This is a genomic window from Achromobacter sp. 01N37 (assembly GCF_056399725.1).
Map to the genome: position 1 here is coordinate 646313 of NZ_JBFTRX010000001.1, position 24623 is coordinate 670935.

Sequence of the window (24623 nt, forward strand, 5' to 3'; positions counted from 1 at the left end):
GGCCGCCCGCGCACCGCGTGTAGCCCTAAAGGTAGATCATGTCCAAGTTTTTCATTGGCCGCCCCAATTTTGCGTGGGTGGTGGCCATCTTCATTTCGCTGGCCGGCTTGCTGGCGATTCCGTCGCTGCCGGTGTCGCAGTTTCCCGTCGTAGCCCCTCCGCAAGTGACGATTGCCGCCACCTACCCGGGCGCGTCCGCGTCCGTGCTGGTGGACTCGGTAACGAGTGTCATCGAAGAGGAGCTGAACGGCGCGAAGAACATGCTGTACTACGAGTCGTCCAGCAGCTCGAGCGGCAGCGCTGAAATCACCGTCACGTTCGAACCGGGCATGGACCCGGACCTGGCGCAGGTCGACGTGCAGAACCGCATCAAGAAAGCGGAAGCGCGCCTGCCGTCAGCGGTGACGCAGCAGGGCCTGCAAGTGGAGCAGGCCAGTTCCAACTTCCTGATGATCTACGCCCTGACGTACAAGGGCGACGATGCGCACAAGGATGTGGTGGGCTTGTCCGACTACGCCGCGCGCCACATCAACAACGAAATCCGCCGCGTCAACGGCGTGGGCAAGGTGCAGTTCTTCGGCGCCGAAGCCGCCATGCGCGTGTGGATCGACCCGCAGAAACTGCTGGGGGTGGGCCTGTCGGTGGCCGACGTCAACGCGGCCATCGCCGCGCAAAACGTGCAGGTGCCGGCCGGCAGTTTCGGCAGCCGCCCGGGTTCGCCTGAGCAAGAGCTGACGGCAACGCTCGCCGTGAAGGGCATGTTGGACACGCCGGAAGAATTCGGCAACATCGTCCTGCGCGCGAACGCCGACGGCTCCACCGTTCACTTGTCGGACGTGGCGCGGCTGGAAGTTGGCCGCCAAAGCTATGACTTCGAAACCCGCTTGAACGGCAAGAAGTCGGTGGGCGCGGCCGTGCAGCTGGCGCCTGGCGCCAACGCCATCGACACGGTCAAGGCTGTGAAGGCGCGCTTGCAGGAGTTGTCCGCTTCGTTCCCTGAAGACGTGGAATTCTCGGTGCCGTTCGACACGTCGACCTTTGTCAGCGTGGCGATCACGAAGGTGGTGCACACGCTGCTGGAAGCGATGGTGCTGGTGTTCCTGGTGATGTTCCTGTTCTTGCAGAACTTCCGCTACACGCTGATCCCGACGATCGTCGTGCCGGTCTGCCTGCTGGGCACGTTTGCCGTGATGTCCGTGCTGGGCTTCTCGGTGAACATGATGACGATGTTCGGCATGGTGCTGGCCATTGGCATTCTGGTGGACGACGCCATCGTGGTCGTCGAAAACGTTGAACGCATCATGGCCGAAGAGGGCTTGTCCCCGCGCGAGGCCACCATCAAGGCGATGGATCAGGTGTCGGGCGCCATCGTCGGCATCACGCTGGTGTTGTCGGCCGTGTTCCTGCCGCTGGCCTTCATGAGCGGCTCGGTGGGCGTTATTTACCAGCAGTTCTCGTTGTCGCTGGCCGTGTCGATTCTGTTCTCGGGCTTTCTGGCGCTGACCTTCACGCCGGCCTTGTGCGCGACGTTCTTGAAGCCCATTCCGAAGGGCCATCACGATGAAAAGAAAGGCTTCTTTGGATGGTTCAACCGTGTCTTCAACCGCCTGACCGGCCGCTTTGAAGCGCTGAACACGCGGCTCGTGAAGCGCACTGGCCGCTATATGGTGATCTACGTCGCCATCGTGGCGGTGCTGGGCGTGCTGTATGTGCGCGTGCCGGAGTCGTTTGTGCCGGCCGAAGACCAGGGCTATGTGATTGTTGACGTACAGCTGCCCCCGGGCGCCACGTACACCCGCACCGACAAGGTCGTGGCGGATGTCGAGCAGCACTTGATGTCGTTGGACGCCATGGGCGACGCATTTACCGTGATGGGCTTCAGCTTTTCGGGCACGGGCCAGAACGCGGGCATCGCGTTCCCCACGCTGAAGGACTGGTCCGAGCGCGGCAAGGGCGAAGCGGCCTCCGACGTGGCCGATGGCGTCAACGCGCGCTTTGCGGCGATTGAAGACGGTTCGATCATGGCCGTGAACCCGCCGCCGATCGACGGCCTGGGTAACTCCGGCGGCTTCGCGCTGCGCTTGCAAGACCGGGGTGGTTTGGGACGCACCGCACTGACCGAGGCGCGCAACCAGTTGCTGGCCAAGGCCAACAGCTCGCCCGTTATCGCTTACGCGATGATGGAAGGCCTGGCGGATGCACCGCAGTTGCGCCTGGACATCGACCGTCAAAAGGCCGAGGCGCTGGGCGTGGGCTTTGACACCATCAGCACCGCGATCTCGTCGGCCTATGGTTCCGCCACGGTCAACGACTTTGCCAACGCCGGGCGCTTGCAGCGCGTGGTGGTGCAGGCCGATGTGCGCGACCGCATGACGCCCGAGAGCATTCTGATGCTGAACGTGCCGAACAAGTCGGGAGGCATGGTGCCGCTGTCCGCATTCGTGAAGACGGATTGGGAGACCGGTCCGGTGCAGATCTCGCGCTACAACGGCTACCCGGCGTTCAAGATCGCGGGCGACGCGATGCCGGGGCACAGCACGGGCGAGGCCATGGCTGTGATTGAAAAGATCGTGTCCGAACTGCCCAACGGCATTGGCTATGAATGGACCGGCTTGTCCTATCAGGAAAAATTTGCCGGAGCACAGGCGCCGATGTTGTTTGCGCTGGCGTTCCTGGTGGTGTTCCTGCTGATGGTCGCGCTGTATGAAAGCTGGGCGATTCCCGCGTCCGTGATGCTGATCGTGCCGATTGGCGCGCTGGGCTCGGTGCTGGCGGTGACGGTGCTGGGCATGTCGAACGACGTGTACTTCAAGGTGGGCCTGATCACCATCATCGGCTTGGCGGCCAAGAACGCCATCCTGATCGTGGAGTTTGCCAAGAGCCTGCGCGAGCAGGGCCATTCCCTGGCTGACGCGGCGATTCAGGCGGCCAAGCTGCGCTTTCGCCCGATTGTGATGACGTCGCTGGCGTTCATCCTGGGCGTCGTGCCGTTGGCGCTGGCCAGCGGTGCGGGGGCGGCCAGCCAGCGCGCACTGGGCGTGGGCGTGATCGGCGGCATGCTGAGCGCCACCTTGCTGGGCGTGATTTTTGTGCCCATCTTCTTTGTCTGGGTCTTGTCGCTGCTGCCCAAGAAGCGCAGCGAGCCGGCGCCGGACGCCTTGCCTGCCCCGCGCACGGCCGAGGAGTGAGAGTCATGATGCAAATGAATTTTCCCCGGAGCCTGGGGGCTCTGATTCTGACGGCGGCGCTGGCCGGGTGTTCGATGGCGCCGGTTTACCAACGGCCCGATGCGCCCATTCCCACGCAGTTCGGCCAGCCGGACGCGTCGGCTCCATCGGCCGCCGGCACGCTGGATTGGCAAGCCTTCGTCACCGACGAGCCGCTGCGCCAACTGGTGACGCTGGCGCTGGACAACAACCGCGACCTGCGCCAAGCGGTGCTGAACATCGAAGCGGCACGCGCGCAGTACCGCATCGAACGCGCCGACCGCCTGCCGGGCATCAATGCGCAAGGCACGGGCACGCGCCAGCGGGTGCCGGGCGATTTGAACAGCACCGGCAGCGCCGGCGTGCAGAGCAGCTATCAGGCGGGCATTGGCCTGACGTCCTTCGAGATCGATCTTTTCGGCCGCGTGCGCAGCTTGTCTGACGCCGCGTTGCAGGAATATTTCGCCACCGAGGAAACGGCGCACAGCACGCGTATCAGCCTGGTGGCCGAAGTGATTCAGGCCTATCTGACCCGCGACAGCGCCCAGCGCCGGATGCTGGTGACCGAGCAGACGCTGGCCAGCCGCGAGGCGTCGCTGGAACTGATCGTGAAACGGCGTCAGGCCGGCACCGCCACGGCGCTGGACTACCAGGAAGCGCTGGGCTTGACGGAACAGGCGCGCGCTGAACGCGAACGCATGGACCGCGAGGTCCGCCAGGCTGGCAATGCGTTGGGCCTGCTGGTGGGCGTGAATGACCTGAGCCCGTACTTGCCGAAGCAACTGGCGACGTCACCCGTGCTGGTGCAAGAACTTGCCGCGGGCGCGCCATCGGAATTGCTGGAGCGCCGGCCAGACATTCTTGCGGCCGAGCATCAGCTGCAATCGCGCAATGCCAGCATCGGCGCGGCGCGCGCGGCGTTCTTTCCCAGCATCACGCTGACGGGATTGTTTGGATCGTCCAGCGCCGACCTGTCGAATCTGTTCGATGGCGGCCAGCGCGCGTGGTCGTTCACGCCGCAGATCACGCTGCCGATTTTCTCGGGCGGACGCAACGTGGCCAACCTGGATCTGGCGACCGTGCGCCGCGACATTGCGGTGGCGAAGTACGAGCAGACGATCCAGACTGCGTTCAAGGAAGTGGCCGATGCGTTGGCGGCCACGGACACGTTGCGCCGCGAAGAGGCCTCGCGCCTGGCGTTGGCCCAGTCCAGTCAGGAAGCGATGCGCTTGTCCGAAGCCCGCTATCGCGGCGGCGTGGATAGCCACTTGCGTTATCTGGACGCGCAGCGCAGCGCGTTTACGGATCAGCTGACCTACATCGAAGTCAGCACCCAGCGCCAGATCGCGTTGGCGACCTTGTTCAAGGCGCTGGGCGGTGGGTGGACGGGCGTCCAGCCGCCCGTCGCACAAGCCGACTGACACAGGCGGATCGGGGTTACGCCTTGCGCAGCCCCGGGCGCGCCAGCGGCGCCGAAGACTGCACGACCGGGTCTTCGGCGGGCTTGCCGCGCCCGATCAGCCATGCGCACCACGCCGATACCGCGCCGGCAAACAACACGTACAGGCAGATCAGCCACGGCTGCCCGCCGCCCGTTTTCAGCAGCGCAGTCGCGATGATGGGCGTGATGCCGGACGCAAAGATGCCCGAGAACTGATAGACGAACGAGATGCCCGTGTAGCGCACCTTGGCGTCAAACAGCTCGCAGAACAGCGCGGCCTCGGGTCCGTACACGGCGGCGTAGAAGATGCCGAAGGGAATGATGATGGCCAGCCAGATCAGCATCACGCTGCCCTGGCTGTTCAGCATCAGCCAGAAGCCGGGGAACGACGCCAGCGCCGTGATGAGCGCACCCCAGAAGTACACGCGGGTGCGGCCGATGCGGTCGGATAGCCGGCCAAAGAAAGGGATGAAAAAGCACATCACCAAGGCGGCCGCCATCACGCCCGTCAGCGCTTCTGTGCGGGTGATTTGCACGGTCTGCGTCAGGTACGAAATCGAGAACACGCCGAACACATTGAAGAACACGCCGTCGATGTAGCGCGCGCCCATGCCCTTGAAAACATTGCCCGGATAACGCTTGAGCATGTCGAAAAACGGAATGCGGCTTTCGGCGTTGTTGGCTTTGACGGCGGTGAACTCCGGTGTTTCCTTGATGTTCAGCCGGATGTACATGCCAACCAGCACCATGGCTGCCGAGGCCAGGAACGCCACGCGCCAGCCCCAGGCCATGAACTGCTCATCCGTCAGCAAGGTGGACAGCAGCGCCACCGTGCCGGACGCCAGGCACAGGCCAATCGCCAGCCCGATCTGCGGCAGCGACGCGTAAAACCCCTTTTTGCCAGGCGGCGCGTATTCGTAGGCCATCAGCACCGCGCCGCCCCATTCGCCGCCCAGCCCGATGCCCTGGAACACGCGCAGCAGCAATAGCAGGATAGGCGCCCAGACGCCGATGCTGTCGTAAGTGGGCACCAGCCCGATCAGGAACGTGGACACGCCCATGATCATCAGCGTCATCACCAACATGCTTTTGCGGCCAATGCGGTCACCGAAGTGGCCGAAGATCAGCCCGCCCAGCGGCCGCGTCACAAAGCCCACCGCGAAGGTGGTGTAGGCCAGCATGGTGGAGACGAGCGGGTCGCCGGTGGGGAAGTACAGCTTGTTGAACACGATGCCGGCCACGACACCGTAGAGGAAGAAGTCGTACCACTCGATGGTGGCGCCGATGAGTGACGCCGTGACGACTTTGCGTACCGCGGCTTCATTTTGCTTGGGCATTGCAGTCTCCTTTGGTGGGGCGGGGCATTCTGCGTTGCCGCGCGCCTTACTGGCTTAGGGGTTTCGGGATGGGATGCGTCCTGGGGAGTGGGGAGTGGGGAGTGGGTAATGAATGGGGTAATGGGTAATGGGTAATTGGTAATACGCTCAGGCGGCGACCAAATCCGCCTGCCGCTGCGCCTGTTTGAAGTCTTCCAGCATGAAGTCGGCCGCGCGTTCGGCCAGCATCACCACCGGCACATTGGTATTGCCCGAGACGAGCGTGGGCATGATGGAGCAGTCCACCACGCGCAGTCCGGCCACGCCATGCACGCGCAGGCGTTCGTCTACGACGGCCATCGGATCGCTGCGCGGACCCATCTTGGCGGTGCCGGACGGGTGGAAGATGGTGGCCCCGTACTCGCGGCAGAAATGCAGAATCTCGTCGTCGGTGCGCACGTCAGGCCCTGGGCGGAATTCCCGCTTCATCAGGCCCGCCAGCGGTTCGGTGGCGGCCACTTGCTGCGCATAGCGCACGGCGGCTACCGTCATGCGCCGGTCCAATTCCGTGGACAAGTAATTGGGCTGCATGGCGGGCGCAGCAAAGGGGTCGGTGCTGCGCAGGCGGACGTGGCCGCGTGACGTTGGGCGCAACTGGCAGACGGAATACGTGCAGCCCGAAAATGGGTGCACCTTGCCGCCCGCCATGTCGGCCGACAGCGTGGCAAAGTGAAATTGCGTGTCGGGCGTGCGGCTGGCGGGGTCGACACGGCAGAACAGGCCGCCTTGGTTGATGCCCACCGCCAGCGGCCCGCTGCGAAACAACAGCCATTGCAGCCCCATGCCGACGCGGCCGTGCAAACTGCGCAGTTGGTCGTTGGTGGTGATGGGCTGGGTGGTCTCGTAGATCAGCCGGATCTGCAAATGGTCTTGCAGGTTTTCACCGACACCGGGCAGGTCGCGCACAACAGGAATGCCGAATTCGCGCAGCAGCTGGGCAGGCCCCACGCCAGACAGCTGCAACAGCTGCGGCGATTGCAGCGCGCCTGCGCACAGCACCACTTCACGGCGCGCGCGCAGCGTGCGGATGTGTCCGCCTTGGCGGTAGCGCACCCCGCAAGCGCGGCCGCCTTCGAACAGGATGGCCATGGTGTGCGCATCGGTTTCCACGCGCAGGTTGGGGCGGTCTTCGGCGGGGCGCAGGTAGGCGACGGCGGTGGAGCAGCGGCGGCCATTGCGCGTCGTCAGCTGGTAATAGCCCACGCCTTCCTGCTCGCCCGTGTTGAAGTCCCGTACGTGCGGCACCCCCAGCGTGCCGGCTGCGGCGATCAGCGCTTCGACCAGCGGATGTGGCGTTTTGATGGAGGTCGCGTTCAAGGGGCCGCTGAGACCGCGCGTGGGCCCTGCGCCCAAGTCATTGTTTTCCAGCTTGCGGAAGTAGGGCAGGCAGTCGTCCCAGCGCCAGCCGGGGTTGCCGGCATCGGCCCAGGCGTCGTAGTCGCTGCGTTGGCCGCGAATATAGATGAGCCCGTTGATGGCGCTGGACCCGCCCAGCGTGCGCCCGCGTGGCCAGTAGATGCGGCGGCCGAGCATGTTGGGGTCGGGGTCGGTGTAGTAGCCCCAGTTCACCACTTTGTGGAACATGGTCTTGCCGTAGCCGATGGGGATGTGTATCCACGGATACGTGTCCCGGGGGCCGGCTTCGAGCAGGCAGACGGCGTGCGTGCCGTCGGCGCTTAGCCGGTTGGCCATCACGCATCCGGCCGAGCCGGCGCCCACCACGATGACATCCACGGTATCGGACATATCGCCTTGTCTCCCTGTTGTCGCCCGGGCGGGAAACCCGGGCGGTACGGCGCGTTTTCCCTGCTTGCCGCAGCGAGGCGCACTTATATACTGGGTCGGTCCCGCCGGCTTGGCGCGGTGTGCCAAGTGGCCGGGATCTGTGGCGATTCTAGGAAGCAGGCGCGTAGAACAAAGCACAACACGCGTGGGGGCAGACAAATGGAACGGAACATGCAACTTCGGTTTCAAAATCGCAGTGCAGCATCGACGGAGACCGCTGAGCCGCCGGAACCCGCCGCCCAACAGCAAGAGGTCGCGCGGTCGTTACGCGCGCTGATCGTGTTGGAGCATCTGGCGCGCGCGCAGCATCCGCCCACCTTGGCGCAACTGGCGCAACGGCTGGACATGCCCAAGACCACCTTGATGCGTTTGTTGGCGGCGATGCAGCGCGCGGGTTTCGTGGCGGCCACCCCCACCGAGCACGGCTTTGTGCCGGGGCCGCAAGCCACCTCGCTGGCGCTGGCGACGTTGCGTGCGTCGGCATTCACGCGCGCCTGCCGCGCGGTGCTGGCGCAACTGGTGGGCACCTTGGGTGAAACCTGCAACCTGACGGCGCCCGACGGCGACCGCGTGGTCTATATGGAGCGCGTGGAAACGTCGGAGCCCTTGCGTCTGTTCTTTTCCGTAGGCAGCCACGTGCCGATGCACTGCACGGCCAGCGGCAAGCTGTTTCTGGCGTCGATGAGCCGGCTGGAACGCGGCCGCGTGCTGGCGCGGTTACCGCTCACGCGCAACACGCCGCGCACCTTGACGGACCCGGCGCAGTTGGAAGAAGAGTTGGAACGCCTGGCCGCGCGCGGCATCGGTATCGACAACGAAGAGTTCGTGCGCGGCATGAGCGCGGTGGCGGTGCCCGTAAGAGACGGCGAAGACCGCGTGGTGGCCGCCGTGGCCTGCCATGCGCCGACCGCGCGCGTGATGCTGGACGATCTGCTGCGCGCCGTACCGGTGATGCAACGCGCAGCGCAATCGCTGCATGATGTGCTGGCCTTGCATCGGCCGGGGGGGTGATGCAAGACGAGGGCGGGTCATAGCCCGGGCCATCGCTTGGGTCATAGTCCGAGTCATCGTCCGAGTCATAGCCCGGGTCATAGCCCGGGTCATAGCCCCATCTCATAGCCCCATCTCATAGCCTCAGCTTTGCGCTGGACCGCAGCGCCAGCAGCAGCACGCCCGCCGACGCCGCCGCCAACGCGGCCAGCATTGCGCCTTGCCCGGCGGCATCCATCAATACCCCGGCCGCCAGCGGCACCAGTATGCGTGTCAGCGAGAACACGCTGGATTGAATGCCATAGTCCAGCGCCTGCAAACCGGGCCGGGCGTGCGCCATCATCAGGCTGAACGCCAGCGCGGCGGTGGCGCCCATGGCGGCGGCGATGCCCATGGCGCAAGCGATCAACACCGCGGGCGGCGCATGCAGCGTGACGGCGGCGGTCAGCGCAAGCAGGGCGGCGCAACCGAACGCGGCATGCCCAGGCACGGTCACGGCGGGACGCCAGCGCTTGCTGCTGCGTGCCGACGCCGCGCTGGCCAGCGCGCCGACCCCGCCACCGGCCACACCGACGAGCCACGCCACGCGCTCTGGCGCCAGCCCCTGATCCAGCAGCAGCGGCTTCAAGAAGAACCACCCCGATCCGATGAACGGAAACAGTAATGCCAAAAGCGGCAGCCAGCGGCGTGTGTCATCACGCTTGAAGTAGGCCACGACCAGCGCGGTATTCAGCGCCGGCGCATCATCAATGTTGCCGTCGTCTTCCCTGACGAACGCCGTCAACACCGCGCCCAGCGCCAGCGCGCCCGCCATGATCGCGAAGGGCGCCTGCCAGCCCCAGCGCGCGTGCGCCACCAGCATCAGGCCGCCGCCCGCAATGGCGCCCAGGCATAGCGCCATCGACCGGATGCCACCGGCCCACGCGCGGCTGGATGCGGGCAGTACGCGAATCGCCAACGCGTTGACCGGCACGTCGGCCCAGGTGCCGGCCAGCGCCGCGGCCGTGGCCAAAGCGAACAGCACACGCTTGTCATCCAGCAAATCGCGCCAGCCCAGCGCGCACAGCACCGCTGCGTAGATCAGCAGCAAGGCGACGGCCCAGCCGCGGTAGCGGGAGCAGTGGGTGCCGAACGAGCCGCTTGTGCCGCTTGTGCCACTTGTGCCACTTGTGCCGCATGTGCCACTTATGCCGCTTGTGCCACTTGTGCGACTTGTGCCGCGCCTGCCGCGCCCCGCCCGTGGCCGGTCCAGCGGCAGCGCCAGCAGGAACTTGAACACGGTGGGCAGGCTGGCCAGTTGGAACAGGCCGATGGCCGTGCCGGACCAGCCGTGCTGGCGCAGCACCAGCGGCAAGCCCAGCCACAGATAGACGCCGGGTGCAGTCAGCGCCAGATTCAGCCAGCCGAACAGCGCCTGGCGCAAACCGTTGCGTAACGATGGACTCATGCGTGCGCCTTACTGGCAGTCAATACGTGCACGGGCGCCATCGGGAAACGGTCGGAATCAAAGCCGCGCACGTCGATGAATCCGCTATCCACCAGCGCCTGATGCAATTCGCCTGCGCGCGTGACGCGCCGGCCCAGCAGCATCATCGGCAGGTAGTACGGCAGCACGCGGGCGGCGGCGTGGGCCTCCGCAGGCACTTCGGCGTGCACCATGAGCAACTGCCCGCCGGGCGCTAGCGCATCGTGCATCTTGCGCAGCGCGGCGGGCGCGTCCGGCAGGAAGTGCAGCACCGACGAGCACCAGATCAAGTCGTAGCCTTGGCCGATGGGGTCGGCGGCGAGGTCGCCGCCGATCACCGTCATGCGCTCGGACAAACCCGCAGCAATGATGTTCTCTTGCGCGACGGCAGCGGTCTCGGGCCAGTCGAACACCACGCCGGTGGCGTCCGGCCAGCGTTGCACCAGCGATATCCCGATCAGACCCGGGCCGCCGCCCAGGTCCAGAATGCGCCGCGCATGGGCGGCGCCGGGCACGCACGCCATGGCATGGCCGGCGGCGGCGACGGCGATGGCGCGTTGTTCCTGGGCGATCTGCACGCGCGCGGCCTGCGCCCAGCCGGTGGCGTTGGTTTGCACGTACGGTTCGATGGGCGGGCCGTCCGCCCGCAATTGATCTCCCATCTGTTCGCTGAAATGCGTGAGCGCGCGGCGGCGATAACGCCACGCGTCGCCGCAGTAGTCTGGCTGGCCCGGGCAGAAATGTTTGCGCGCTTCCGGCTGGCACAGGTATTGCACCGGGTCGCCGTCGATGCGGTGCAGCAGGTCCAGGCTCCACATCATGTCCAGCAGATGCGCGGTTTGCGCGGGGCGCAGCGCCAGCGCATGGGCGACGTCGGCGGCGCTGGCCGGTTCGGTCAGGCGGTCAAGCAGGCCGAGCTCCAGCGCGGTGTCCAGCGCTGCGGCCTGGATGGGGGCGGCGGTCAGGTCCCAATAGCGCTGCATGGGGTGGGAAGTGTGCGGGTTCATAAGCGTCCTTGTTAGATGCGCCAGGTGAAGCGCATGCCGACTTCGCGCGGCGGGCTATACACGGTGACGATGCCGTTCTGATAGCCCACGGCGTCGTAGCGGCGGTTGGCGAGGTTATTGACGTAGGCCGAGATTTCCATCTGTCGCACGGTGACGCCGGCCGCCAGGTTGACCAGGCCGTAGCCGTTGCGGGTATAGCGGTTGGCGGCGTCCAGGTACACGCGGCCGGTGCCGGTCAGTGACGCTTGCGCGTACCAGCCGGCGGGCGCGTCGTAACGTGCGCTGACATAGCCGTTGATGCGCGGCGCGAAGGGGTTCTGATTGCCGCTGTAGTCGGCGGCACCGTCCATGAAGCTTGAGAAGCGCGTGCGGTTCAGGCCAAGCCCGGCTTGCATCGACCAGCCATCGCCCAGCAGGTATTCCAGTTCGAATTCCGCGCCGATGGACCGCGCCGACGCCGCGTTGGTCACGTAGACGAGGCCCGGCACGGGCATCTGCTGCACCTGCATGTTCTTCACGCTCATGACGTAGAACGCGCTGGAATAGCGCAGCCGGTTGCCGGGCAGCCACCCCTTGGCGCCGATTTCGTACGAGCGCAAGGTTTCGGGTTGATAGGCCGCGTAGTTCGCAGCGGGCGAGAACACGTTGAAGCCGCCTGCGCGAAAGCCGTCGGAAACGGACGCATAGACTTGCTGGCGCGGCGCAAAGGCGTATTGCAGGGCGATGCGGGGCGTGGCGCGGGTCCAGTCGGCGCGGCGCGCGTCGGCGCCTTGCGGGCGGAATCGGACGCGGTCACGTTCGATGCGCGCGCCGGCTTCAAGCGTCCAGCGCTCGGGCAGCGGCACGGTCCAGTTCGTGAACGCCGCGGTGGAGTTGCCGCGCAGGTTGACGACGCTTTCGGTCAGGCCCATCGGCATCTTTTGCGTGTTGCGCAGGTCGTGGTCGTCGCCATCGGCGTACAGGCCCACCAGCCAGTGCGTGCGGTTCCAATCGCCTTCCAGCCGCAGCTCTTGCGACACATTGCTGAACTCGTGGTCGCGTGCAATGTGCAGCAGGTCGGCGGGCAGAAAATCGGTGTCTTGCTGGACGCGGTCGCGGAAGTTGTTCCACGCCGTGACGGATGACAGGCGCAGCCCGGCATCGAAGTCGTGGCGCACGGCCAGCGACGCGCTGCGGCCGATGGAATGGTTCCAGCTGGGCGTGCCAGAGGCCACCGTGTCGCGCGGCGCGGTGGGCGAGCCCCACAAGGCCGCGCCGTCGCGGTAGTCCATCTGCGCGTAGCGCAGCGTGGCGTCGGTGTGGGCCGACGGCGTCCAGCGCAACGCGATTTTGCCGTTGCGCAGTTCGCGGTCGTCTTCGCGTTGGCCGGTGTAGGTGTTGTCGATAAAGCCGTGCTGGCTGCGCCAGGTGCCTGCCACGCTGGCGTACAGGCAGTCTTCAACCAGCGGGCCGCTTAGATCGAAGCGCATGACGCGCAAGTCGCGGCTGCCGATCTCGGCGGACACCTGGCCGCGCAAGGTGTTGTCGGGCTGGCGCGTGTGGATGTTGATGACGCCGGCTTCGGCGTTGCGGCCGTACAGCGTGGACTGCGGGCCGCGCAGCACTTCAACGCGGTCGATGCCCAGCAACTGGTCGTCATAGCCTTGCGCCGTCAGGGTTGGCACGCCATCCACCACCAACAGCGTTGAGGTCGAAAACGAAAAGAAATTGGCGGAAAGCCCGCGCATCACGGGCGAATTGACGCCGGCCTGGCCGAACGGCTGGAAGCTCAGGCCGGGTGTGATGGTCTGCAAGGCTTCGACGTTGTGGATGCCTTGGGCGTCCAGCATGTCGCCGTCATACACGGACAGGCTGGACGGCACATCTTCCAGCGCGCGTTCCTGCTTGTCGGCGGTGACGGTGATGGCGGGCAGTTCGGCGGACGGCTGCGCGTGCGCGGCGGGGGCGGCGAGGGCGGTGGGCAGGGCGGTCAGGCAGAGCAGCGCCCAGGCTAGGGGCGTAAGACGGGCGGGAGGGGGCATCATCGGGCTTCCAGTGCGGACTTCAAGAGCGGGCTTCTCGTGCAAATGTCGCGGCCGCTACGGTGGTGCAGCCGTCCCCAACGATGGTATTTCTTTATGAGAACAACTATCATTCACATCCGTATGCATTCCGGAGCCTTCCGTATTCAAAACGGATAACGCCTCATGTCCATCCGTGTTTCTTCCTTGTTGGCCCAGCCCGGCGCGAGCCCGCGTGCGGGTTGGCGCCGCCTTGCCTTGCCGTCGGATCTGGGTGACTGCCATGCGGATCGGATGGAGCTGGACGACGGCCTGACGCTGGTGCATTCGCAATACACCCCGTCGCGCGACCTGATCGAAGAGAACGCTGCCGGGTATGGCGCGCGCACGCTGGTGATCACCTTGGCCATGCAGGGCGTGTCGGCCTACCAGGGCGCTGACGGCGCGGCGCTGGATTTTCGGGGCGGCACCACCACCGTCACGACGTTTCAGCGCGCGCAAGGTGAACGCCGCTATCTGGGCGGCGCCACGGTGTCGCAGCTGCGGCTGCTGGTGGGGGAACAGGTGCTGCGCCGTTACGCGGGCGACGCGCGCGCGGAAAGCCTGCTGGGCGAGGGCCGCTTGCGGCGCCTGTCGCACGGCAAGACCACGGCGGAACTGATGGCGTCGGCCCAGGAATTGGCGTCAGGGGAAGACCCGCTGGATGCGCATATCCGGGCGCTGACGTTGTTGTCGCGGCAATTGCGCGGGCTGGAACCGATGCCCGAAGCGGGCCGGCTCAGCCAGGCCGATATCGGGCGCCTGGAAGCCGCGCGCGCGTTGATGCAAACGCAGATGGACCGCGAACTGACCGTGCAGTATCTGTGCCTGTCGACAGGGCTGAACGAGTTCAAGCTGAAAGAGGGCTTCCGCAAGCTGTACGGCACCAGCCCGCATCGCTTGCTGACCGAACTGCGCATGCGCCGCGCGTGGGAACTACTGGAAACGGGCTGCCAGGTGGCGCAGGCGGCGTATCGCGTGGGCTATCGGCACCCGGCCAATTTCAGCGCGGCGTTCACGCGGTTTCATGGGCGCACGCCGAAATCCGTGTTCGGCAAACGGCGCGCTTGATCCCGCCGCGACACGCTTTCCCACACGGCTACGACCATCATGATCAGCGTGGTCAGGCCGCCCACCATCAGGTTGTCGGTGACGAACGACACGGGCGCCAGCACCGCCAGCAACACCAGCCCCACCACGTGCGACAGCGGAAAGCGCGCATACACCACCGTCTTGTAGATGGCGTTACCCACCAGGTACAGCGCCGGACCGCCGATCAGCGCGGCGGCGGCGGGCGTGGTGATGCGGCCATCCGGGTGCAGAATGACCAGCTCGTTGGCCACGGCTGACACGATCACACCCGCAATCAGAATGACGTGCACATAGTGGAAATATGCGCCGATGCGCCCCGGGTCGTTGGAGTGCACGATGGCCTCGCTGCCGTCCTTGCTGCTGGTGTCGAAGTACACCCACCACATGGCGGCCGTTCCCAGGAAGGCGACCAGCAGCGCAATCAAGGTGGGGATGTCCCAATGCGGGTGCTCGCCCAGCGTGGCGCCCGTGATCAGCAGCGTTTCACCCAGCGCCACGATCACGAACAACTGGCAGCGTTCGGCCAGGTGGCCGCCTTCGATCGTCCAGTCGCGGGTGGTCGACCGCCCCATGCCGGGCAGCCGGAAGCCGATCATGGGCGAAATGTATTCGCAGGCCACAGCCAGTATCCACAGCGCCAGACGCCATTGCCCCGACGCAAGACCGCCCGCAATCCACAGCACGGCGGAAATGCTCAACCAGCCCAGCATGCGCCGGAAGTTATCGGCCAGCGGATGGTTGCGGCCCAGGTGCAGCACGATGAAGACCGTGCGGCCCACCTGGATCAGCGCATAGCAGATGGCAAAGATCAGCCCGTTTTCGCCGAACGCGCCGGGCAGCACGGCGGCGGCGATCAGGCCTACCAGCATCACCGCGAACAGCATGATGCGCATGGGGATGGCGTCGGGATTGAACCAGTTCGTGACCCAGCAGGTGTATTGCCACCCCAGCCACACGGCGAACCACAGCACCAGCGTTTGCACCGCGCCCATCAGCGTCAGGTCGTGCAGCAGGCTGTGCGACAACTGGGTGACGGCAAACACGTAAACCAGGTCGAAGAACAGCTCGACGAAGGTGACGCGGGCTTCATGGCCGTCGCGGCGGCGTAGCAACGTGGCGCTGGCAAGAAATGTCATGGCGGGCGCTTCCTGTGGAATGGAGCGCTGCCAGATTACTGCAAGGTTCGCGTGGAAGAATGCAAAAGATTTAAAAGCGGTGGGGCGTTTGCCGCGTCACTGCGTCAATCTGCCGCCGCTTAGCATCCAACGCGTTCCAAACCGGTCGATCAGCGCCCCGTAGGCTTCCGCCCAGAACGTTTTTTGCAGCGGCATCGTGACGTTGCCGCCGTCGGCCAGTTGTTCGAACACGCGTTGCGCGTCAGAAACGGTGGGGTAGACCAGCGCCAGCGCCATGCCTTTTTTGCCGGGGTAGGGGTGGCCTGCCGTGGCGTCGCTGGCCAGCAGCGTTTGTTCGTCCAGGGCCAGCCGGGCGTACATGATGCGTTCGGCGTCGTCGGGCGACAGGGCGGGCATGGCGGCGTCGGCGGGGGCGTCGGCGTAGCGGATCAGGGCCTCGATGCGGCCGCCCAGCACGCGTTCATAGAAGTGCATGGCGTCGGCGCAGTTGCCGTCGAAGCTGAGGTAGGCGGAGAGTTGGGGCATGATGTTTCCCGTGTGGGGACCGGGCCGTGGCCGATCTATGATGGAAGGCCCGATTCACGCTGCCGGCGGGCCTGGCGACTGCTTGCACTGTAGCTTGCCCCGCGCATTCTCGGCTCTGAACGGCCTTAACCCATAGGAACCACGGCATGAGCACGGTCAAATTGTTATCGGACGATGAGGTCCGCAAGCACCCGGAAGCCTGGGCGGTGTTCGAAGATATTCGCGCAACCCGCAAGTCGGATTTCGTCAACAATTTCTGGCGCGCGCTGGCCAATGACCCGCCGCAATTGCAACGCGTGTGGGCGCAGCTCAAGCAGGTGATGATGGCCGACGGTGAACTCTCGCCGCTGGTGCGGGAAATGATCTACATCGCGGTATCCACCGCCAACGGCTGCTCGTACTGCGTGCATTCGCACACGGCCGCCGCCCGGGCCAAGGGCATGACCAATGGCCAGCACGCCGAACTGCTGTCAGTGATAGGCATGGCGGCGCAAACCAATGCGATGGTGACGGCCATGCAAGTGCCGGTGGACGCCGCCTTCGACGTCACGTAGGAGACAGCCATGGCGCTGATTCCGCTGTTCCCCTTATCCAATGCGCTGTTTCCCGCCGGCGTGCTGCACCTGCGTATTTTCGAGGTGCGCTACCTGGATATGATCCGCCGCTGTATCGCGGAGGGCAGCGAGTTCGGCGTGGTGGGCCTGCTGGCGGGCAGAGAGGTCCGCACGCCCGAGGGCGTGGAGACCCTGGCGCCCGTGGGCACGATGGCGCGCATCGCGTCATGGGAAGCCCCGATGCCCGCCTTGCTGCAAGTGCGTTGCGTGGGCACGAGCCGTTTTCGGCTGCTTTCCAGCGAGGTGGCAAAATACGGCCTTTGGATGGGCCAGACCGAGCCCATCGCCGACGACCCGCCCACGCCCGTGCCAGCGGCCATGCAGCCCAGCGCCGATGCGCTGGGGCGTCTGGTGGCCCAATGGCAGCAAGAGGGCGTTCCCGCTGAAAGGATGCCGCTGGCGCCGCCGTACCGGCTGGATGACAGCGGCTGGGTGGCAGACCGCTGGTGCGAGATGCTGCCATTGCCGCCGGACGACAAGGCCGTGTTACTGGGCCTGACCGACCCCGTGGCGCGGCTGGCGGCCATTCAGGATCTGCTGCGCGGCCAGGGGCTGACGTAGCGGAAGTTGGCAAGAAACTTATTGGACATCATGGATATCAGGATTGACGAGGGCCTGCGCGCCTATATAGACCCTTTGACCGAAGACGAGCACGAGGCGCTGGAACGCAGCCTGCTGGCTGAAGGGTGCCGCGACGCGCTGGTGCTGTGGGGCGATCTGCTGGTGGACGGCCACAACCGTTACGCCATTTGCAAAAAGCACGGCATCGAATTCCAGACGCGTCAGAACACGGCGTTCAAGTCGATGGAAGACGTGCATCTGTGGATGATCGAAAACCATCTGGGCCGGCGCAGCGTGTCGGACTTCCAGCGCGGGGTGCTCGCCTTGCGCAAGAAGGAAATTCTGCTGGCGCGCACGCCGCCCGAAGGCAGTGCGCCGGCTGACGCTGCCGCCGCCGACGGCGTTCCGGCTGACGGCTCGCCGCCTTGGGACGAAGACGAAGCCGGGGCGTCCAGCGCCGACAATGCCCCGCGCCTGCCGCCGAATATCTCGTGGACGCCGCCCGTGCCCAGCCGTCAGGCCTTGGCGCGCGCCGCCCGGATCAGCAGCAACACGCTGGGCCAGATCGAAAAAATCCAGAAGGAAGCCGCGCCGGAACTGGTGCAGGCGGTGAAAGCGGGGGCGATTTCGATCAACGCCGCAGCGGCGGTCGCGTCCTTGCCGCCCGAGCGTCAGGCCGCCGCCGTCGCCGGAGGCAGGAAAGAGCTGCAACAGGCCGCGCGCGAAGTGCGTCTGGCCAAAGCCCCGCCGCCGCGCGAAGCGCCGCCCGAGGTGCCGATTGAAAGCATCGAGGACCTGCCCGCCGAGGTCGCGCGCCTGCGTGGCGTGCTGACGCGTGTGACCGAGGAACGCGATCAGTTGAAAAAGAAAGTCCAGAATCTGACGGTGGCGTTGGCGGAAGCCCGTCAAGCCATCAGCGGCGGCGACGACTGAATGGGCAATCACGAATAAGGGAATACCCTAATCGCTGTTATGTACGAATAAAATTCCTGGATCGCTGGGAATTTATATCGTTTTGAGGAAAGGCATGGGGGGCTTTGTAATGCATGTTCGCTTAATCGCCTCACGCATTTACCCCTGACTTTCCTTATGAATCCCATCGGATACCGCATTCTTTCCCGGCCCGCCCAGGCCGTCGCCGCTGACGTGCTGGCGGGCTTTGCCCAGATTGGCTCGGCCCAGATCAGCGACTGCATGAACCGCCTGTATGGTGTGTCGGGCCTGCGCCCGATGCATGCCGCCACGCGCCGCACCGTCGGCCTGGCGCTCACCGTCAAGACCCGCCCCGGCGATAACCTGATGATCCACAAGGCGATTTCGCTGGGTGGCGCGGGTGACGTCATCGTGGTCGACGGCTCGGGCGACACCAGCAACGCGCTGGTTGGCGAACTGATGATGATGGACGCGCAATCGCGCGGCATCGAAGGCTTCGTGATCGACGGCGCCGTGCGCGACTTCGACGTGTTCGCCCAAGGCGAATTCGGCTGCTTCGCGCGCGCCGTGTCGCACAAGGGGCCGTACAAGGATGGCCCCGGTGAAATCAATGTGCCCGTGTCCGTGGGCGGCCAGGTGGTCAACCCGGGCGACGTGGTCGTGGGCGACGCCGATGGCGTGGTGGTGATTCCCGCCGAACACGCCGCCGCGGTGCTGGCCCTGGCGCAGAAGAAGGAAGCCGACGAAGCCGTGGCCAAGGAAAAGCTGCGCGCCGGCACCTACACCAAGCCCTGGCTGGAAAAGACGCTGGCCGAGAAGATGGGAGCCGCCAAATGAGCATCGTTGCCGACCGCATCAAGCGCATCAAGCTGTCGCCCAGCGTTGCCGCGCGCGCCATCATCGCTGAACTGCGCGAGCAAGGCCGCCGCATCATCGACCTGACGATTGGCGAGCCGGACTTTTCTACGCCGGAACATATCCGCCAGGCCGCCACCGCCGCCATGAACCGCGGCGAAACCAAATACCCGCCGGCCCAAGGCACGGTTGCGCTGCGCAAGGCCGCCCGCGGCCATTTGCTGGAGGCGACCGGCGTGGACTACCCGGTGTCGCAGATCATCGTCAGCACCGGCGCCAAGCAGGTGATTTTCAATGGCCTGGCCGCCACGCTCAATGACGGCGATGAAGTCCTGATCCCTGCGCCGTTCTGGGTGTCGTACCCGGACATGGTGCTGGTGAACGGCGGCGTGCCCGTCGCCGTGGAAACGTCGCCCGCCACCGATTACAAAGTCACCCCTGACGCGCTGGAACGCGCCATCACGCCGCGCACCAAGTGGCTGATGATGAACGCGCCCAGCAACCCGACGGGCTCGGTCTATACCGCCGACGAACTGCGCGGCCTGACGGACGTGCTCAAGCGCCATCCGCACGTCTGGCTGATGACGGACGACATCTACGCCCGCCTGAATTTCACGGGCGAAGCCACCGTGCATCCGCTGCAAGTGGCGCCGGAACTGGCCGCCCGCACGCTGGTCGTGAACGGCGTGTCCAAGGCTTACGCCATGACCGGCTGGCGCATCGGCTACGGCGCGGCGCCTGACGAATTGATCAAGGCGATGGCCATTCTGCAATCGCAAAGCACGTCGGGCGCGTCGTCCGTGAGCCAGGCGGCGGCGCTGGAAGCGTTGTCAGGCCCGCAGGACTGCGTGGCCGAATTCGCCAAGGTGTTCCGCGAACGCCGCGACCTGGCGATTGCCGAATTGTCCGGCACGCCGGGCTTGGCGATTGTTGTGCCGCAAGGCGCGTTCTACGTCTTCCCGGATTGCTCGGGCCTGTTGGGCAAGAAGACGCCTGCGGGCGACGTGATCGCCACCGACACCGACCTGACGCATTACCTGCTGCGCGAAGCCGGCGTTGCCGTCATCGACGGCCATGCTTACGGCGCGCCGGGCACGTTCCGGCTGTCGTTCGCGGCGTCGCTTGATGACATCAAACAAGGCTGCTCGGCCATTCGCGACGCCTGCGCCAAGCTGGCCTGAGCCCGCGCCGCGCCCATTCATTCAGTTCGACCACCACACAAATCAGACAAGGGGAATCACGCATGAAACGCCACTCTCTTTTCGCGGCCTGCCTGGGCCTGGCCACGCTGACGCTGGGCGCTGCCGCCCAGGCCGATCAGATCGACGACATCAAGGCGCGCGGCGAACTCGTCTGCGGCACGCTGGGCACGTCGCAGCCCTTCAGCTTCCAGGACGGCGCCACGCGCCAACTGGTGGGCTACGACGTGGACGTGTGCAAGCTCGTCGCCGACAAGCTGGGCGTCAAGGTCAGCTACAAGCTGCTGTCGGTGGCGGCGCGCGTGCCGGAACTGAATGAAGGGCGCGTCGATATTCTGGCGGCCAACCTGGGCTATTCGCCTGACCGCGCCGAACAGATCGCGTTCAGCCACGCCTACTACGTCAGCCCGCAAAAGCTGCTGGTGCGCAAGGATTCGGGCTTTGACAGCATTGAAGCCCTGAACGGCCGCCGTGTTGGCGCCACCAAGGGCTCCAGCTCGGAGCGCGAAATCAAGCGCATTCTGGACAAGTCCCAGGTCATTGGCTATGGCGACAGCTCGGCCACGTACCTGGCCTTGCAGCAAAAGAAGGTGGACGCGCAGTTTGCGTCGGAGCTGGTGCTGGCGCGTCTGGTGCTGCAAAGCCCGCCGACGGCGCCCGTCACCGTCATCGCCAAGTCGGTGTTTGACGAGCCGTGGGGTCTGGGCGTGCGCAAGTCCGAACCGCGTTTCCTGCAAACGGTGAACCAGGCGCTGGACGAGGCCGAAAGCTCGGGCGCCGCGGCCAAGCTGTTCGACAAGTGGTTCGGCGCAGAAACGCCTTACAAGCTGGAACGCGGTTTCAAGATCGGCCCCATCGCCGGCTGAAGCGCGAACCCCAGCGCGGATCTCGGCCAGAACTCGTATGAAGGCCCGTATGAAGGCCCGTGTTTAGGCCCGTGTTTAGGCCCGTGTTTAGGCCCGTGTCTAGATGCCCGTACTAGGCCCGCATCTAGGCCCGTATCCAAGGCCCGTATCCAAGGCCCGAATGCCCCGTCACGGTTTCCGGCGCTTGCCCAGGCGGGCGGTTGGAAACCGTGACGTTTGGCGTGGTCCGCGCGATTGTTGGAGATTGACTGCTTTATGAGCCTACTTGACGCTTCCCAATACCAGCTGCTGCTCAGCGGCATGGCCATCACCGTGCAACTGTTTCTGGTTGCCTGGGTGCTGGCGTTTTCCATCGCGGTGACGCTGGTGGTGGTGCGCGCGACCAATCTGGCGCCGTGCCGCTGGGTGGTCGACGCTTATGTGGAATACCACCGCAACGTGCCGCTGCTGGTGCAGGTGCTGTTCTGGTATTTCGGCATGCCCGAACTGCTGCCGGAAGGCGTGCGCTTGTGGTTGTACGACCATAACGCCGAGATGTCGCTGGCGGCGATTGCGCTGGGGCTGGGGTCGGCGGCCTACATCGCCGAAGACATCCGCAGCGGCCTGCGCGCCATTCCCGGCACGCAATTCGAAGCGGCGCGCGCGCTGGGCGCGAGCTATCTGCAATGCATGCGCTTCGTGATCGTGCCGCAAGCGCTGCGCATTTCCATTCCGCCGCTGGTGGGCCGCGCGCTGCTGCTGTTCAAGAACACCAGCGTCGCCATGGCGATTGGGGTGATGGAGCTGACCTACCAGGCGCGCGAGATCGAAAACGAAACCTATCGCACCTTTGCCACCTTCGGCGCGGCGACGATCATGTACCTGCTGGGATCGTTCCTGATCATGGCGCTGGGATCGCGCATCTACGCCCGTTATCGTCTGAATCGCGGAGGCCACGGTGCTTGATCTGCTACTGCAATACTGGCCGACGCTGCTGGTCGGCCAATACCCCAACGGCCCCTTGGGCGGCCTGGCGCTCACGCTGATTCTGGCCGCGCTGGGCTTGGCGATGTCGATGCCGCTGGCGTTGTTGATCGCGCTGGCGCGTGTCAGTCCGTTTGGCTGGCTGCGCGTGGCCAGCAAGGCGCTGGTCAATGTGGTGCGCGGCATGCCGCTACTGATGCTGATCTTCTGGGCCTACTTTGTGGTGCCCAAGTTGACGGGCCAGGTCGTCAGCGGCTTCTGGACGCTGATCTTCGCGCTGGTCGTCTATGAAAGCGCGTATCTGTCGGAGGTGATCCGGTCGGGCATCGAGGCGGTGCCGCGCGGTCAGATCGAGGCGTCGCGCTCGCTGGGCGTGGGCTATTGGACGACGATGCGCAAAGTGGTGCTGCCGCAAGCGCTCTTTAACGTGCTGCCCAGCATGACCAGCCAGTTCGTGTCGACCATCAAGGAAACGTCGCTGGGCTATGTCATCAGCGTCAATGAACTGACCTTCGCAGCCAACCAGGTCAACAACCTGGTGCTGACCCAGCCGCTACAGGTGTTCGGCATCCTGGCCATCATCTATTTCCTGGTGTGCTTCAGCCTGAGCCGCGGCTTGAGCTGGCTGGACCTGCGTATCCGCCGCTCGCGCGCCATGGCTTAAAGGAACAAACATGATCAAGCTTGAAAAAGTGAACAAGTGGTACGGCGCGCATCACGTGCTGAAGGACGTGGACCTGGCGGTGTCGCGGGGCGAAGTGCTGGTGGTGTGCGGGCCGTCGGGCTCGGGCAAGTCGACCATGATCCGCACGATCAACCGGCTGGAGCCCATCGAAAAAGGTCGCATCCTGATCGACGGCGCAGACATTTATCAGAAGGGCGCCAACCTGAACGCGCTGCGCCAGAAGATTGGTTTCGTGTTCCAGCAGTTCAACCTGTTTCCGCACATGAGCGTGCTGGAAAACGTGCTCTTCGCGCCGGTGAACATCCGCAAGCAATCCCGCAAGGAATCGGTGGAACTCGCGAAAAGCCTGCTGGATCGCGTGGGCCTGGCGCACAAGATTGACGCCTACCCGGGGGCGTTGTCGGGCGGCCAGCAGCAGCGCGTGGCCATTGCGCGGGCGCTGGCCCTGCAACCGCCGGTGATGCTGTTTGACGAGCCCACCAGCGCGCTTGACCCGGAAATGGTGGGCGAAGTGCTGCAAGTAATGAAGGGCTTGGCCAAGGACGGCATGACGATGGTGTGCGTGACCCATGAAATGGGTTTCGCGCGCGACGTCTGCGACCGCGTGGTCTTCATGGACGGCGGCGAGATCCTGGAAATGGACACGCCCGAGCGCTTCTTCAGCGCGCCGTCGCATCCGCGCGCGCAGCGCTTCCTGGCCGACATCCTGCATCCGCGCGGCTAAGGCCGGGTCGGACAGCGCGGCGGCGATGGTAAGGTGAGGGTTTCCATGCGTTTCGCATCGACCGCCGCGATGTACACCCTTAAGCAGCTAGAGGCTTTTTACTGGAGCTCCGAACTTGGCAGCTTCAGCGCATCTTCCCGAAAATTGCACACCACCCAATCGGCGGTGGCCAAGCGGGTGGGCGAACTGGAAGCTTTTGCCGGTTCGCCCTTGTTTGAACGCCGCGCCAAGAAATTGCTGATGACCCCGCAGGGCCGCAAGCTGTTCGAACTGGCGCGCGAAATGCTCGACTTGAACAGCCGCATCGTGCAGAACATGGCCGACCCGGCCAGCTTCGAAGGCGTGGTGCGGCTGGGCGTGACCGAACTCGTCGGCATGACCTGGCTGGCGCGGCTGATCAACCAGATCAGCCTGCGCTACCCGCGCGTGCAACTGATGCCGGAAATCGATGGCGGCATCACGCTCTACGAACGGCTGGAGCAAGACCAGCTGGACCTGGCCATCATGCCGGGCCCGTTCTGGAGCTATCAGTACGACTGCACGCACTTGGGCGCGGTCACCAACGTCTGGATGGCCAGCCCTGCGCTGGATATCGATTTTTCGGCACAGCTGACGCCGCAGGATCTGGCGCCGTATCCGGTGATTTCACAACCCACGAATTCCGCGCTGTCGCATCTGTATGACGCCTGGTTCGCCGAGCAGGGCCTGCCGGTCAAGCGCGTGCTGACGTGCAATAGCTTGGGGATGATGGCGCAGCTGACCATGCTGGGCCTGGGCATCAGCTATCTGCCGGGCGCGTATTTCGCGCCGCTGGTGGAACGCGGCGCGCTCTGCCAGCTGAACGTGCAACCGGACTTGCCGACCATCAATTACTACGCGGTGCACAAGAAAAACATCGTCAACCCGATCGTGTCTCGGGTGATCGATATTGCGCGCGAGGAATGCGCGTTCGAAGTGGCGGGGGCATTCCTGCCCCACGTGCCGCCCGCGGCCATGAACGAGGCATAGCGCGAAGCGCTGGGCGAGGGCTTGGGCGAGGGGGCTTGGGCGAGGCGGCTTGGGCGAGGCGGCTTGGGCGAGGCGGCTTGGGCGAGTCGGCTTGGGCAAGTCCAGCGCGAAACTTGGGCAAGCCTAGCGGCGTTGGGCAAGCCTAGCGGCGGG

21 protein-coding genes are annotated in these 24623 nt (G+C 65.2%); 14 read left to right on the forward strand and 7 right to left on the reverse strand.

The features are described from left to right. Positions 1-38 precede the first annotated feature (38 nt). Complete coding sequence (locus AC1DSJ_RS02810; protein ID WP_441370972.1) at positions 39-3188, forward strand: multidrug efflux RND transporter permease subunit; 3150 nt, start codon at positions 39-41, stop codon at positions 3186-3188. 5 nt (positions 3189-3193) lie between these two features. Then, positions 3194-4627: an efflux transporter outer membrane subunit gene (locus AC1DSJ_RS02815; protein ID WP_441370973.1), complete on the forward strand. Its 1434-nt coding sequence runs from the start codon at positions 3194-3196 to the stop codon at positions 4625-4627. 16 nt (positions 4628-4643) lie between these two features. Here AC1DSJ_RS02815 and AC1DSJ_RS02820 read toward each other — a convergent pair whose 3' ends face one another. Together AC1DSJ_RS02820 and AC1DSJ_RS02825 are read right to left on the reverse strand one after the other, a co-directional pair. Beyond that, positions 4644-5984, reverse strand: a complete 1341-nt coding sequence (locus AC1DSJ_RS02820) for an MFS transporter (RefSeq protein WP_175169093.1) — start codon at positions 5982-5984, stop codon at positions 4644-4646. 147 nt (positions 5985-6131) lie between these two features. After that, positions 6132-7769: a GMC family oxidoreductase gene (locus AC1DSJ_RS02825; RefSeq protein ID WP_441370974.1), complete on the reverse strand. Its 1638-nt coding sequence runs from the start codon at positions 7767-7769 to the stop codon at positions 6132-6134. Between the two features lie 198 nt (positions 7770-7967). On the opposite strand from AC1DSJ_RS02825, the gene AC1DSJ_RS02830 reads away from it, so the two are divergent. Beyond that, positions 7968-8819, forward strand: a complete 852-nt coding sequence (locus AC1DSJ_RS02830) for an IclR family transcriptional regulator (RefSeq protein ID WP_441370975.1) — start codon at positions 7968-7970, stop codon at positions 8817-8819. 115 nt (positions 8820-8934) lie between these two features. On the opposite strand, the gene AC1DSJ_RS02835 is transcribed toward AC1DSJ_RS02830, so the two are convergent. The 3 genes from AC1DSJ_RS02835 to AC1DSJ_RS02845 are packed head-to-tail and all read right to left on the reverse strand — an operon-like array spanning position 8935 to position 13291. Then, positions 8935-10245 (reverse strand): MFS transporter, encoded by a 1311-nt coding sequence (locus AC1DSJ_RS02835; RefSeq protein WP_441370976.1) that lies wholly within the window; start codon positions 10243-10245, stop codon positions 8935-8937. Next, positions 10242-11270, reverse strand: coding sequence for a methyltransferase (locus AC1DSJ_RS02840; RefSeq protein WP_441370977.1), 1029 nt, complete (start codon positions 11268-11270; stop codon positions 10242-10244). The genes AC1DSJ_RS02835 and AC1DSJ_RS02840 overlap by 4 nt, the downstream gene beginning before the upstream one ends. A gap of 11 nt (positions 11271-11281) precedes the next feature. Continuing rightward, positions 11282-13291, reverse strand: a complete 2010-nt coding sequence (locus tag AC1DSJ_RS02845) for a TonB-dependent receptor (RefSeq protein WP_441371080.1) — start codon at positions 13289-13291, stop codon at positions 11282-11284. A 165-nt stretch (positions 13292-13456) separates the two neighbouring features. On the opposite strand from AC1DSJ_RS02845, the gene AC1DSJ_RS02850 reads away from it, so the two are divergent. After that, on the forward strand, positions 13457-14380 hold the full coding sequence (locus AC1DSJ_RS02850; RefSeq protein WP_054421576.1) for a helix-turn-helix transcriptional regulator: 924 nt from the start codon (positions 13457-13459) through the stop codon (positions 14378-14380). On the opposite strand, the gene AC1DSJ_RS02855 is transcribed toward AC1DSJ_RS02850, so the two are convergent. Both AC1DSJ_RS02855 and AC1DSJ_RS02860 read right to left on the reverse strand, forming a co-directional pair. Next, positions 14335-15537 carry a low temperature requirement protein A gene (locus AC1DSJ_RS02855; RefSeq protein WP_175169087.1) on the reverse strand — a complete coding sequence of 401 codons (1203 nt, stop codon included), beginning with the start codon at positions 15535-15537 and terminating at the stop codon, positions 14335-14337. The genes AC1DSJ_RS02850 and AC1DSJ_RS02855 overlap by 46 nt on opposite strands. Positions 15538-15633: 96 nt before the next feature. After that, positions 15634-16062 (reverse strand): VOC family protein, encoded by a 429-nt coding sequence (locus tag AC1DSJ_RS02860; RefSeq protein ID WP_054421580.1) that lies wholly within the window; start codon positions 16060-16062, stop codon positions 15634-15636. A gap of 146 nt (positions 16063-16208) precedes the next feature. On the opposite strand from AC1DSJ_RS02860, the gene AC1DSJ_RS02865 reads away from it, so the two are divergent. From AC1DSJ_RS02865 to AC1DSJ_RS02910, 10 genes are all read left to right on the forward strand, one after another. Continuing rightward, the gene (locus AC1DSJ_RS02865; protein WP_054421581.1) at positions 16209-16616 is read left to right on the forward strand and encodes a carboxymuconolactone decarboxylase family protein; all 408 of its coding nucleotides are present in this window, start codon (positions 16209-16211) and stop codon (positions 16614-16616) included. Between the two features lie 9 nt (positions 16617-16625). Next, a complete protein-coding gene (locus tag AC1DSJ_RS02870) occupies positions 16626-17237 on the forward strand; it encodes an LON peptidase substrate-binding domain-containing protein (protein ID WP_054421583.1) in 612 nt (203 codons plus the stop codon). A 30-nt stretch (positions 17238-17267) separates the two neighbouring features. Next, on the forward strand, positions 17268-18170 hold the full coding sequence (locus AC1DSJ_RS02875; protein WP_441370978.1) for a hypothetical protein: 903 nt from the start codon (positions 17268-17270) through the stop codon (positions 18168-18170). 156 nt (positions 18171-18326) lie between these two features. Continuing rightward, positions 18327-19007, forward strand: coding sequence for an RraA family protein (locus tag AC1DSJ_RS02880; protein ID WP_427951926.1), 681 nt, complete (start codon positions 18327-18329; stop codon positions 19005-19007). Beyond that, entirely contained in the window at positions 19004-20206 is a 1203-nt protein-coding gene (locus AC1DSJ_RS02885) for an aminotransferase class I/II-fold pyridoxal phosphate-dependent enzyme (protein ID WP_342066008.1), read from the forward strand. Before AC1DSJ_RS02880 ends, AC1DSJ_RS02885 begins: the two co-directional genes overlap by 4 nt. A 62-nt stretch (positions 20207-20268) precedes the next feature. Beyond that, complete coding sequence (locus AC1DSJ_RS02890) at positions 20269-21090, forward strand: ABC transporter substrate-binding protein (RefSeq protein WP_054421589.1); 822 nt, start codon at positions 20269-20271, stop codon at positions 21088-21090. Positions 21091-21345: 255 nt separating this feature from the next. Beyond that, complete coding sequence (locus AC1DSJ_RS02895; protein WP_054421592.1) at positions 21346-22035, forward strand: amino acid ABC transporter permease; 690 nt, start codon at positions 21346-21348, stop codon at positions 22033-22035. Then, the gene (locus AC1DSJ_RS02900) at positions 22028-22717 is read left to right on the forward strand and encodes an amino acid ABC transporter permease (RefSeq protein ID WP_054421595.1); all 690 of its coding nucleotides are present in this window, start codon (positions 22028-22030) and stop codon (positions 22715-22717) included. Before AC1DSJ_RS02895 ends, AC1DSJ_RS02900 begins: the two co-directional genes overlap by 8 nt. Before the next feature lie 10 nt (positions 22718-22727). After that, the gene (locus AC1DSJ_RS02905) at positions 22728-23462 is read left to right on the forward strand and encodes an amino acid ABC transporter ATP-binding protein (RefSeq protein WP_175169082.1); all 735 of its coding nucleotides are present in this window, start codon (positions 22728-22730) and stop codon (positions 23460-23462) included. Positions 23463-23507: 45 nt separating this feature from the next. Next, positions 23508-24470, forward strand: coding sequence for a LysR family transcriptional regulator (locus tag AC1DSJ_RS02910; RefSeq protein WP_156336407.1), 963 nt, complete (start codon positions 23508-23510; stop codon positions 24468-24470). Positions 24471-24623: the final 153 nt, after the last annotated feature.